The following is a 12,409-nucleotide window of genomic DNA, read 5'->3' on the forward strand; positions in this document are numbered from 1 at the left end:
AAGGAAAAGGCCGTATTGGGGCCTGTCCATGCTAAAATTGCCGACTGTAAAGTGTGCTTTTAGCGCATTGCTAGCTGTCTTGCTTTTCTACTGCTAAGCCGCATGCGGCCTTATAGATAGCCAGAGATTGCTTTCACGCCTTCCCCAATTACTTTTGCTGGAGTACAGGATGACATCCTCGATTTTTACCGCAGTAGAAATGGCACCTCGCGATCCGATTCTGGGTCTTAATGAAGCCTTTAATGCCGATACACGCACTGGCAAGGTGAATCTGGGTGTGGGTGTGTATTACGATGACAATGGCAAGATTCCATTGCTGGCTGCAGTAAAAGCGGCAGAAAAAACCCGTATGGATGCGCAGCCGCCACGTGGCTATCAAGCCATCGAAGGCCTTGGCGCATACAATCAAGCCGTACAAAATCTGGTATTTGGTGCAGACAGCGAGCTGGTTTCATCTGGCCGCGTGGTGACAGCAGAAGCTTTGGGTGGCACTGGCGCTTTGAAAATTGGTGCTGATTTCTTAAAGCGTCTTGATGCCAATGCCAGTGTTTATATCAGTGATCCAAGCTGGGAAAATCACCGCGCACTATTTGAATCGGCTGGCTTTAAGGTAGAAAACTACCCTTACTACGATGTAGCGACTCGCGGCGTTAATTTCACAGCGATGAAGGCGGCTTTGCTTGGCCTGCCAGCGGGTTCGATCATCATCTTGCACGCTTGTTGCCACAACCCAACGGGTGCAGATATGAGCGATGCGCAGTGGGCGGAAGTGGTTGAGGCCTGCCGTGAGCGTAAGCTGGTTCCATTCCTTGATATGGCTTACCAAGGGTTTGCTGATGGCATTGAAGAAGATGCAGTTGCCGTGCGTTTATTCTCTGCTTCTGGCCTGCAATTCTTTGTTTCCAGCTCCTTCTCTAAGAGCTTCTCGATGTATGGCGAGCGCGTAGGTGCTTTGTCTATCGTGACCGCAAATAAAGAAGAAGCGGGTCGTGTATTAAGCCAGCTAAAACGCGTGATTCGTACCAACTACTCCAACCCACCGATTCATGGTGGTGCTGTGGTGGCTGCGGTATTGGCGAACCCAGAATTGCGTCAGCAGTGGGAAGACGAATTAGCCGGTATGCGTGATCGTATCCGTGCCATGCGTACCAGCTTGGTTGCCAAACTGGCTGAGCGCGGCGTAGCGCAAGACTTTAGCTTTGTAGCGGCTCAGCGCGGTATGTTCTCCTATACCGGCCTGACAGCGGCGCAAGTTGAAGTGTTGAAAGACGAGTACGGTATTTACGCTGTTTCAACTGGCCGTATTTGCTTGGCCGCACTCAATACTAAAAATATTGATTACGTCGCGGATGCGATTGCTAAAGTGCTGTAATTTAGCTCGCGCCTAATAAAAAACCCACGAATCGCTTCGTGGGTTTTTTATTTTTCAGTGTAGGGGCGCAATCCTGTGCGCTTGCACTTGATCGATTCAAAACTTGCTTTTCTCTGTGAAACTCCGTGTTCTCAGTGACCTCCGTGGTTCAAGATTTGGGTTTTCACGGCATAAATCTATCAATCTGTAATTGCCTTGCGCGAGAAGTCTTTAGGTCTAAAGCCCAAGGCAAATAGCGATGCAAAGTATGTCCCTGCTCCAGCGATCACCAATACACTGAGCCAGCCTACTCGTACCAGCTTATTCATTTCGGCAAAGGCGGGCATAAAGTGCAATAGCACGAGTAGCAAGGCGCTCATGGCGACTACGCCGAATGCGATGCGCAGCATAAAGCCCTTCCATGCTGCTTGTGGGGTGTAATAGCCCCGTAAACGCAGCGTGCGGTATAGCAAGCCTGCATTCAGACATGCGCCTAAGCTCATCCCCAGCGTCAGCCCTGCGTGCTTGAAAGGCAGGGTATACAAGAAGATTAGGTTGATTGCCAGCGTTACGAAGAGCGTGATGATGCCGATACGCACCACAGTTTTAATTTCCTGCCTTGCATAAAACGCGGGAGCGAGGATTTTAATTAGGATGAGCCCAATCAAGCCCACGCTATAGCCCACTAGCGCCTGCTGGGTCATTAAGGCATCGTGCATAGAGAACTTGCCGCCTTGGAATAGGGTGAGCACTAAGGGCTCGGCAAGGATGGCTAAAGCCACGGTGGCGGGTAGGCAAAGCATGATGCACAGACGCAGCCCCCAATCCAGCAAACGATCGTAGCTGACCTGATCGCCACTGGCATGGCTACGGGCTAGGCTAGGCAATAGAATCGTCCCCAGCGCAACGCCAAGCACGCCGGTCGGGAATTCCATCAGGCGGTCGGCATAGTAAATCCACGACACACTGCCTGAAGCTAGGAAAGAAGCGAGGTTGGAATTAATAATCAAGCTGATCTGTGCCACCGATACGCCAAAAATAGCAGGGCCCATTTGCTTGATGACGCGCCATACCCCTTCGTCTTTCAAGTCCAGCTTGGGCCACATGAGCATACCCAGTTTGGCTAGGTGGGGGAGTTGATAGCAAAGCTGGGCCACGCCTCCAATGAGTACGGCAATGGCAAGCGCAAAAATAGGGCGATCCATCAGCGGAGCTAGCCATAATGCGCAGGCAATAAATGAAATATTTAAAAGTGTGGGGACAAAGGCAGGAACCGAAAATCGGTTATAAGTATTAAGAATGCTCCCGACTAAAGATGATAGAGAAATCAATAAAATATAGGGAAACATATAGCGGAGCAGCTCTACCGCCAGATTAAATTTATCCGGACTTTTAGCAAAACCTGCCGCAGAAAAATAAATAATTGCTGGGGCCGCTAAAACACCGATTAGGGTGACTAAAATCAAAACTAAGGTCAGCATCCCCGCAATTTTGGCGATAAATTCTTTGGTCGCTTCTTCGCCTTTCCGTGTTTTATATTCCGCCAGCGTGGGGACAAAGGCTTGTGAAAACGCACCTTCCGCAAAAATGCGCCGCAGCATATTGGGCAGTTTAAATGCGGTAAAAAAGACGTCAGTGGCAGCGCCAGCGCCAAATATATGGGCAATAATGGTATCGCGAACAAAGCCCAGAATACGGGAGACCAGTGTCATTGAGCTGACTGCGGCCAGTGTTTTAAGGAGGTTCATGCCGGAGGGTCTGAGTAGTGAGGGGCCAATTATAAGGCCGTATCTTATTCCTGTAGCAAGCAAACACTGACCCACTGAATTTATGGGAAAAATGAGGTTTTTTTGCCTAGGCTATAAAGATCGAGTTGATATGTGCTTGCCAGAATGTAAAAGTGAGGCTATCATCGCCGGTTTCCGAATTAGCCCGATTTTTGGGCAAGCCCGTCAGGAGTTTCAAAACATGGCTAACAGTGCCCAAGCTCGCAAGCGTGCACGTCAGGCTGAGAAAGCCCGCCAGCACAATACTAGCCAGCGTTCCGCTTTCCGCACCGCGATCAAAAAGGTGCTGAAGGCTGTGGAAGCAGGTGATAAAGCTGCGGCTCAGACCGTCTTCCAGCTATCAGTCAGCATCATTGACCGTATCGCAGACAAAGAAATCTTCCACAAGAACAAGGCAGCTCGTCATAAGAGCCGTTTGTCTGCAGCAATCAAGGCTATGGCCTAATTCTGTAGATGTTCGAGTGAAGAAAACCCCAGCCTCGGCTGGGGTTTTTGTTTGTCTGCTATTTAACTAGCAGCCTGCCGGACTTAAGACTGATCTACTGCGGAAAAGCCGGATTTGGCCATATTTGACGCATTTTTTCGTTGAATAGCTAGGCTTGGGTTTAATCACCACCACCCCGCCTCGAAAATCTGTCAAATCTGTCTCAAAACGGACTTTCCCTCGCGGACATCACTTAAGCCCGACAGGCTACTATTAACGGCGTAAAGGCGGCATTCTCAGCCGGAAGGCGGGCATCAGGCGCTGATAGTCTGTTTCTTCAAAGGTAGATAAATGCTCTGTTTCATCGTGATCAACAAGGCAAGTGAGCCGTACAAAACGGCCTGTTTCTTTCCAGATAGCGGCAGCTAAACGCTCACTGATCCACTCCGGGCTTTCAGAGCTGCTGCATTCTGCATTCAGATTTAGTAGACAAGTATCACTACTTAAGAGGCGCTGTTCATGCCATAGCGTTACAATGCCTTCTCGCGTCAGAGCATAAAGGCAGCGTTTAGCCTCAAAACAGGAAAGTGGTGCAATGCTCAGTTGAAGCTGCAAATTAACGGACATAATGCTCGCTCCTTGTTTTGGCTGGCAGTTTGTTGGTTTTGATGGTGTTTGCAGGTTCTGGTTTGATACAAATTTTATGCGTTAATTGAGGCGAGTAGTTGGTTTAAAAATAAAAAGAATCTGAAGTGTGGCCTAATCTGTTTTTCCCTTAGCTAGATCAGTCTTAAGCCCTGTGGGTGGCTTGAATCTTATAGGATTTATAGCTGCTTTCTTGACCGTATATCGGCAGGGCGGACGCGTTTATGCTAAATTTTATCAACGATGAAAGACGAGCATGAATTGATGTCGCAAGTGGATTCAGAACAACTTCCTTTACCACGCATTCTTGTTGTGGATGATTCTCGGATTGTCCGCGCAACAATTAAGAAGCACCTTGCTGCGGCTTATGATGTCGTTGAGGCCGCCAATGGCGAGGAGGGCTGGCAGCGCCTGTTGGCCGATGAAACAATTCAGCTGCTGATCTCCGATTTATTCATGCCTGTACTCGATGGCTTGGGCCTTTTGGCCCGGGTACGCAGTGCGGGCGATGGTCGTCTTTATTTATTACCGGTGATTATTATCTCGGGCGAAGAAGACGATATCACCAAACAAAAATGCGTTGAATGCGGCGCAACTGATTTTATTACCAAATCCACGGATCGCAGTGAAATGCTGGCGCGTGTGGCAGCTAATATTCAATTGGCGGCGATTCAGTGTGAATTGGCATTAGCGCGTGCAGAGCAGGCGCAGACGGTGACGAGGGACAAGAGTACTGGGGTAGCTAGCTCGCATTTGCTGATGCTGCAAATGGAGCAATCCATGGCCTATGCTTTGCGCCACAATTCTGAAGTGACTCTGCTGCTTTTAGAAATTGATAATTACCAGCCCCTGAAGCAAAAACTAGGCGATAGGCTGGCTGATCAAATGCTGAATTTATTAGCCAAATTATTGGCGGCTAAATTACGGCGTGAAGATACTTTGGCTCATGTGGACGGGCCGCAGTTTGCAATTGTGGCTCCAGGGACCTCCTTGAGTGAAGTGCGGGTGATGGCCGAGCGTTTGCGGCAGGGCGTTGCGGCAGCCAGAATTAATTTCCGCGATGAGCGTTTGGAAGTAAGCGCCAGCGTGGCAATCGCAAACTCCTGGCATGATGACACGCATTCGGCCCCGGCTTTATTTAGCAAAGCAATAACGCGTCTTTATGCTTCGGTTGGAGATGGCCGGATTTTAATGCCGGATGAGAATATCAATCGCCTGCCTCTATTGCCACTGGCAGATGCGTTGCTGATGTTACATAAAGGGCATCAGGATGAGGTGCGCCCGCATCTTCCCTCCTTATTGGCAAGCTTAACGCCATTAATTAATCTGGCAAATGAAGAGTACGGGCTGGGGTGGTCTTTGGATTTTTTGCGTAAGCCAGATGAAGTTAATCATTCATAAGAAGCAGGAGCAGCGTTAAGCCATCTGCACTTCGGTGTAATCTGTTTGGCGTTGTTCTACAAACAAGCTGTTGCCCAATTTACTTTTAGCAAGATGCTTGGCATGAGTCGCGGCGGCGGCGACTTCATGATGGGTAAGATAAATATCTTGATGCGCCTCAATCACACCAATTGATAAGCTGCTTAGCGGAAAGTGTTGCAATTCGCCGCGGCGATCGGTGCTGCTGTAACCATTTTGTAAGATATGCTCCGGCTTAAACAAGCTTTGCACCCGCAGCTCAAATTCTTTAAGCAGGCTTTTGCAGCGTTGTTTCCAGTCTGTTGAGCGAAATAAAATCATAAAATCATCGCCGCCAATATGGCCAACAAAGTCGATTTGCGGGTCGGCAATGCTGAGCAACAGCTCTCCCAGCATGCGAATCATTTTATCGCCGCAGGCATAACCATAGACATCGTTGTAGGGCTTGAAGTGGTCTAAATCGATATAGGCTGCGGTGAAGTAGCGCTGTTCGGTCAGTAAAATCTCTATTTGTTCTTCTATAGGCACATTGCCCGGTAGCAGGGTCAGCGGATTGGCGTGCCGTGCTGCGCGAATTTGCAATTCGGTAATGGCGCGCATTAAGTCATGGCCTGTGCCCATGCCCAGATAATGCCCTTGTTCAATAATGATAAAGCCATCGGCCAGATGGCGATGATCTGCCGCGGTAACCAGTTGGGAGAGCTCTTGTAAGCTGGTGGAGTGCTCTACAATCAGGGGTGTGCAATCCATCAGTCCCTTGCAGGGTTTGTTGCCATAGAGCTCGTGGGCAAAGGGGCGGCCAAAGAATTCGATCACTTCATGGCGCCGTAATAAGCCAACAGGGCGCTGCTCATCAATCACGGGTAGCGCATGAATTTGCGGGTATTTGCTAAAAATACGGCAGATTTCTGTGCCGCTTTGCTTGGGTAAAACAGTGGGCACTTCAACTAATAATTGGCCTGCTGTTTGCGCTTTAAGCAGGCTTGGGCGGTAATCTTTTTCTTGCAGATTAAGATTGAGCTGTCTTGGCGGATGCGCATTGGGCAGGGCAATAAAATAGCCTTGTACATAGCCAATGCCGATGTTTTGTACGACTTGCAAATCAGCCTGAGATTCAATGCCTTCTGCAATGACACGGGTGCCGGTATTGAGTGCGATATGCTGAATTGATCTGACAAACTGACGTTTTTGCGCGTCACAAGCCAAGCCTTGGATAAAGTATTTATCAATTTTGACAAATTCAGGTTTGAGCTCTGACCAGAGCCTGAGCGAGGAAAAGCCTTCCCCTAAATCATCGAGTGCAATTTTAAAGCCCATATCCCGATAATGCAGCAATGCTTCTTTGAGCAGATTGTAATCGTGTGTAGGCTGGGTTTCGGTAAGCTCGATGACCACGCGCTGCGGGGCTAACCCTGCATCATTCAGTAAGGCCAGCGTTGCGCCCGGCTTAAAGTCTTGCTCTGCTAAGCAAGAAGGAATCACATTTAGAAATAAACGCCCGTCTAATTCTTCCCGCACAAAGGCATTGATTACCGCTCTGCGACATGCAAAATCTAAAGCATGCAGGCAGCCTAGCTCTTCTGCTGTGCGAAAAAGATTAATGGGGGAGTGTAAAAAGCTGGAAGAAGGGCCACGAATGAGCCCTTCATAGCCAAAAATTTCGCCATCCCGGGTGGATGCGATAGGTTGAAAAAGTGCCGTTAATTGATTTTGGCTAATAATATTTTCAAGTTCGTGCCTGAGTGATTCTAGGCTAGGTGATTCATTCATTATAAAGCCAAATATGCAACGTGAATTGTAAGCATAACAGCGGAGAGTTACGTTCGCGTTACAGATGACTGGCCTGAATCATCCGGTAATTTAGATGAGCTAAATCAAGTTGGCTGCCTTGAGTTCCTGTTTTAAATAGGCATAAAAAATAGGTGCAGCTACTAAACCGGGCAAGCCAAAAATGGCTTCCATTAGCAGCATAGCAAGCAGCAGCTCCCACGCAAAAGCATGTATGCGTCCACCTACAATCCGTGCATTTAAAAAGTATTCCAGCTTATGAATAATGACTAAAAATGCCAGTGAGCCTGCTGCCACAGAAGCAGAGACACTCATGCTGACGGCCACAATGGCGGTATTGGAAATTAGATTACCAATGACCGGTAATAAACCTGCCAGAAACGTAATCACAATTAAGGTTTTGGTGAGGGGGAGCGAAATACCGAGTGCGGGCAAAACCATGGCCAGATAAATCAGCGTAAAAAAAGTATTCAGGGCGGAAATACGAACTTGCGCAAATACAATCTGACGGAAAGAATCGGCTAAGCGAGAGCAGCGTGTTTGTAGCGCATTGAGTAAAGGGGCTTTATCACTATTATTGTGGTGCAAAGACAGCATGGCCCCAATCACCATTGCAATCAGCATCTGTGCCAGCGTATGGCCGGTGCGCGCGCCCATTTGCTGTAATTGGGCAATATGTTTATCTGACCATTGATAGAACGCTGTTTTCCAGGCACTGACATCTTGTGGAAGGCTTTCCAGTATCCAGGCGGGCAGCCAGTTGGCAAGCTCCAGATGCAGTGCTTCGGCGATTTCTGCTGATTTACGCATGATGCTGGGCATCGACGCCGATTCACCATGAAATACCGAAGCTAAGCTAAATCCCATTAACACCAGCAGCAGGATAATGCCCGCAGAAAAAATAATTAGCGCAACGGGCTTGGCGTGTTTGGGAGGCAGGCGTGAGATAAAGGGGCCTTGAGCGGCCTGAGCCACCAGCTCGTAAACCAGCAGACCTATCAGTAAAGCAGGGAGTAAGTGATTGAGCATCACTAAGAGTAAAAACAGTCCAATTAAGCAATAGCTGGCAATACCTGCATAGCGGTCGAGCTTGAGCATGATTTAATCCGGGGGTCGGGAAAGCGGTGTCAGTTATTGGGAGCTGGGAGTGGGTCTGCTCCCAACTCCCCACTCCTCAAAAATCTACATCGAAAAACGATTGGTAATCGGCATACGCCAATCTTTGCCAAAAGCGCGGGGGGTAATACGTGGGCCTACCGGTGCCTGACGGCGCTTGTATTCATTGATGGTCAGCAAATGCACCACGCGATCCACATCGGCCTTGGCAAAGCCCTTGGCGATAATCTCGGCACGGCTGAGGTTTTCTTCTACATAGGCTTGCAAAATGACATCTAAAATTTCATAGGCAGGTAATGAGTCTTGGTCGGTTTGATCAGGCCGAAGTTCCGCCGAGGGGGGGCGAGTAATAATGCGCTCTGGAATCACCACACCTTGCGTATTGCGCCAGCTGGAAAGTCGATAAACCAGTGTCTTTGCTACATCCTTGAGTACCGCAAAGCCACCCGCCATATCGCCGTATAGCGTAGCGTAACCTGTGGTCATTTCGGATTTATTGCCGGTGGTGAGTACCAGCTTGCCCGATTTATTCGATAGCGCCATCAGGAGCGTACCGCGAGCACGTGCCTGTAGATTTTCTTCGGTGGTATCCGCCGCCGTGCCTTCAAACTCACCGGCTAGGCCATTCATAAAGGCTTCGTAGATTGGCCAGATTTCGATTTCTGAATATTTGCAGCCAAGGATTTTGATCATTTCACGCGAATCATCGACGCTGATGTCGGCGGTGTAACGGGATGGCATCATCACCGCATGCACCTTATCTGCACCTAGCGCATCCACGGCAATCGCCAGCGTCAACGCCGAATCAATGCCGCCAGATAAACCCAAGAGCACACCGGAGAAGCGATTTTTACCGATATAGTCTTGCACACCCAAAACAAGGGCTTGGTAAGCGCTGGCTTCATCGCTTAAATCTGGGGTAATGGTGGCCGCTTGTAAATCGCCTTTTTGGTATTCAACGATGGCGACTTGCTCGCTAAATGCCGGCAGCTGGGCCACGAGTTCGCCTGATTTATTCAGCGCAAAAGACTGACCGTCAAAAATCAGCTCGTCTTGCCCGCCGATCATATTGCAATACACCATCGCCATGCCGGTTTCTTCTACACGCTGACCAACGACTTCGCGGCGGGTGGATTGCTTGGCCTGGTTGTAGGGTGATGCATTCAGAATTAACAGCAATTCAGCGCCTTCGTCATCGGCGGCCGATGCAGGCTCGATATCCCAGATGTCTTCACAAATGGCTAAGCCAATCTGTACGCCATCCTGCTCGAATACAAAGGGCGAATAGCCGGGTGAAAAATAGCGCACTTCATCAAACACCTGATCATTAGGCAGCAAGAGCTTGTCGTAGCGGCCCAGTACATTGCCATCCCGAATCACAATCGCGCTGTTAAAGCGTTCGTCACTACTGGCGCGCGGATAGCCCAGCACCAGTGTGATGCCGTCCAGCTCGTCAATAAAGCGGCCAACACACTGGGCACATTCGGCCAAAAAGGCTGGGCGCAGCAACAGGTCTTCAGGCGGGTAGCCACTTAATGCCAGCTCAGGCGTGAGCAAAATATCCGCGCCATCGGCCTTGGCCTGCAAAGCCGCTGCAAAGATTTTGTCGGTATTGCCGGCAAGATCGCCGACGAGGGAGTTGAGCTGGGCAATGGCGATTTTCATCGGGTTAGTTTCGGCTAGAAGCAAAAAAGCCATTTTAAGCTAGAAAGAAGCGGGGATGTAGAGTGGACACCGTTTAATCGTGCCCTTGCACGCATTAACTTAAGCCGATGTTATGTCGAAAACCGTAGAGCGCAATAAGTCTGAGGCTTTATTTAGACGTATTGTGCCGTGTATTTGCAATCCCCATGCGGCGCTAATCAAGCCAAGCAAAAAACGCTTGGCTTGATTAGCGCCCTATAAATGACATGATAATGAGTCGCTTGCCTATTGGCGCATGACAAAAGCCTAACTTGATACCTATAGGCATCGTTATATCGTGCCATACCGTGGTTACTGAGCCGAGAACGGCTTTTTCATGCTGGTATACGGACTTACTCAGCTTGGATAAAGTATTTAGGCGTTTTTCTAGCGCAAACCTGTTCTATTCTTAAATAGAACACATCGCTCAATGGGGCCCTTCTGTATGCGCAGTGTAAAAAGTATGTTTATGGCGCTTGGCTTATTAGTGGTGCTGACGCTTATCGTGTTAATGAGCATCGTTATGCTGCTTAAACAAAGTGCTGATGTGCATAGTCAGGCGGAATTGCAGCGCTACAATTCTTATTTACTAGCAGATGAGCTAAGGCAAAGCTCAGACGATCTCACCCGCCTTGCCCGCAGCTATGTCATCAGCGGCGATGCTAAATATGAAAAACAATATTGGGATGTGCTCGATATACGTAACGGCAAAAAAGCTCGCCCTCTGGAATATCACCGTATTTATTGGGATTTTATGGCGGTAAGCGATAGCTTGCCTCGGCCTAATAGTCACCTAATTGCGTTACAAACATTAATGAAGCAGTCCGGTTTTACTGATGCCGAATTTGCAAAGCTAAAAGAAGCTCAAGCTAATTCAGATGGCTTGGTGAAGAGTGAAACCATTGCGATGAATGCGGTGAAGGGCCGTTTTGCCGACGATGCGGGAGGTTTTACCAAGCAGGGTGAGCCTGATTTAAAACTAGCTGCTGATCTAATGCATAACACCGTTTATCACCAGTACAAGGCGCAAATCATGCGTCCGGTAGACGAGTTTTTTGTGTTGCTGGATAAAAGAACGGCCGCTCAGGTGGTGAGTGCCGAGCAAGATAAGCAATTTTATTTGTATAGCATGCTAGGGATGATTGTCTTGCTGGGGGTGGGTTTATTGCTTGTGCTGATCTGGATGTACCATCGTTTGATTCGTCTGCTAGGCTGCGAGCCTAGAGATGCACTGCAGATTGTGCAGGAAATAGCCGGGGGTAATTTGAATGTGCATTTTAATGCCAGCCACACACAAAGCTTGCTAGGGGCGTTGGATAAAATGACTCAGCGCTTTAAATTGGTGATTGGCGATATTAAGAATACATCGAGTGTGTTGGCGCTAACCTCGGCACAAGTGAATGCTTCTGCACAGCGGTTATCGGAAAACTCTTCAGAGCAAATGGTTAGTATTGAAAGCACCAGTAGTGCATTGAAAGAAATTAACTTTACCATCAGCCAAAATAGTGAAAATGCCAAAATGACTGAGGGCATGGCCGGAAAAGCGGCCAGCGCGGCGGTAAATGGCGGCGAGGCAGTCAAGCAAACCGTCAATGCCATGCGGCAAATTGCCAAGAAAATCGGCATTATTGATGATATTGCGTATCAGACTAATTTACTGGCACTGAACGCTGCCATCGAGGCCGCTAGGGCGGGGGAAAATGGCAAAGGCTTTGCGGTGGTGGCCTCTGAAGTCAGGAAACTGGCAGAACGCAGCCAGCTGGCGGCGCAGGAAATTAGTGATTTGGCCGCCAATAGCGTGAATCAGGCCGAGGCTGCGGGTAAGTTACTCGAAGATATCGTGCCATCGATTCGTAAGACTTCCTTGTTGATTCAGGAAATCTCCTTTGCCTCGCAAGAGCAGGCTCAGGGGATTGACAGCATTAGTAGCTCGGTAGAGCAGCTGACTCAAGGTACCCAAGCCAACGCCAGCGATGCCGATTCGCTTAGTAGCGCCGCTCAAGAGCTAGCGGAACATGCCAGCGTGCTTGAGAAAAATATTGGCTTTTTCCAAGGTGGAGCTAGGGATTAGGTGTTAGTAACTCCTAGCGTCTAACTCCTTACCGGCATCACTAAAGCTATTGTCATGGAGTGAATCGGTGTTTCATAGGGTGTACAACGACGTAGTCGTTGCTCACGACCGCGCGGTGCGCAAGA

9 protein-coding genes are annotated in these 12,409 nt (G+C 49.0%); 4 read left to right on the forward strand and 5 right to left on the reverse strand.

Features of this window, described 5'->3' with window-relative positions; translation table 11 throughout:
* The first annotated feature begins 169 nt into the window (after positions 1–169).
* Positions 170–1,372: an amino acid aminotransferase gene (locus ACFQNF_RS00110; protein ID WP_380185183.1), complete on the forward strand. Its 1,203-nt coding sequence runs from the start codon at positions 170–172 to the stop codon at positions 1,370–1,372.
* A gap of 179 nt (positions 1,373–1,551) precedes the next feature.
* On the opposite strand, the gene murJ is transcribed toward ACFQNF_RS00110, so the two are convergent.
* Positions 1,552–3,099: a murein biosynthesis integral membrane protein MurJ gene (gene murJ / locus ACFQNF_RS00115; RefSeq protein ID WP_380185184.1), complete on the reverse strand. Its 1,548-nt coding sequence runs from the start codon at positions 3,097–3,099 to the stop codon at positions 1,552–1,554.
* A gap of 220 nt (positions 3,100–3,319) precedes the next feature.
* Here murJ and rpsT point away from each other — a divergent pair, with 220 nt between their 5' ends.
* A complete protein-coding gene (rpsT, locus tag ACFQNF_RS00120) occupies positions 3,320–3,583 on the forward strand; it encodes a 30S ribosomal protein S20 (protein WP_046351480.1) in 264 nt (87 codons plus the stop codon).
* Between the two features lie 252 nt (positions 3,584–3,835).
* Here the strand turns inward: rpsT and ACFQNF_RS00125 are convergent, their stop codons facing one another.
* Positions 3,836–4,189: a hypothetical protein gene (locus ACFQNF_RS00125; RefSeq protein ID WP_380185186.1), complete on the reverse strand. Its 354-nt coding sequence runs from the start codon at positions 4,187–4,189 to the stop codon at positions 3,836–3,838.
* Between the two features lie 261 nt (positions 4,190–4,450).
* Between ACFQNF_RS00125 and ACFQNF_RS00130 the strand changes: the two genes are divergently transcribed.
* Complete coding sequence (locus tag ACFQNF_RS00130) at positions 4,451–5,608, forward strand: diguanylate cyclase domain-containing protein (RefSeq protein ID WP_380185187.1); 1,158 nt, start codon at positions 4,451–4,453, stop codon at positions 5,606–5,608.
* Between the two features lie 15 nt (positions 5,609–5,623).
* Here ACFQNF_RS00130 and ACFQNF_RS00135 read toward each other — a convergent pair whose 3' ends face one another.
* The 3 genes from ACFQNF_RS00135 to ACFQNF_RS00145 all read right to left on the reverse strand — a co-directional run bounded on the left by ACFQNF_RS00135 (position 5,624) and on the right by ACFQNF_RS00145 (position 10,228).
* The gene (locus ACFQNF_RS00135; RefSeq protein WP_380185189.1) at positions 5,624–7,396 is read right to left on the reverse strand and encodes a GGDEF domain-containing protein; all 1,773 of its coding nucleotides are present in this window, start codon (positions 7,394–7,396) and stop codon (positions 5,624–5,626) included.
* 99 nt (positions 7,397–7,495) lie between these two features.
* Complete coding sequence (locus ACFQNF_RS00140) at positions 7,496–8,512, reverse strand: AI-2E family transporter (protein ID WP_380185191.1); 1,017 nt, start codon at positions 8,510–8,512, stop codon at positions 7,496–7,498.
* An 84-nt stretch (positions 8,513–8,596) separates the two neighbouring features.
* A complete protein-coding gene (locus tag ACFQNF_RS00145) occupies positions 8,597–10,228 on the reverse strand; it encodes an NAD+ synthase (protein WP_380185192.1) in 1,632 nt (543 codons plus the stop codon).
* A gap of 430 nt (positions 10,229–10,658) precedes the next feature.
* Between ACFQNF_RS00145 and ACFQNF_RS00150 the strand changes: the two genes are divergently transcribed.
* Complete coding sequence (locus tag ACFQNF_RS00150) at positions 10,659–12,284, forward strand: methyl-accepting chemotaxis protein (RefSeq protein ID WP_380185193.1); 1,626 nt, start codon at positions 10,659–10,661, stop codon at positions 12,282–12,284.
* The last annotated feature ends 125 nt before the right edge of the window (positions 12,285–12,409 follow it).

Source organism: Iodobacter arcticus (assembly GCF_042664895.1).
GTDB lineage: Bacteria > Pseudomonadota > Gammaproteobacteria > Burkholderiales > Chitinibacteraceae > Iodobacter > Iodobacter arcticus.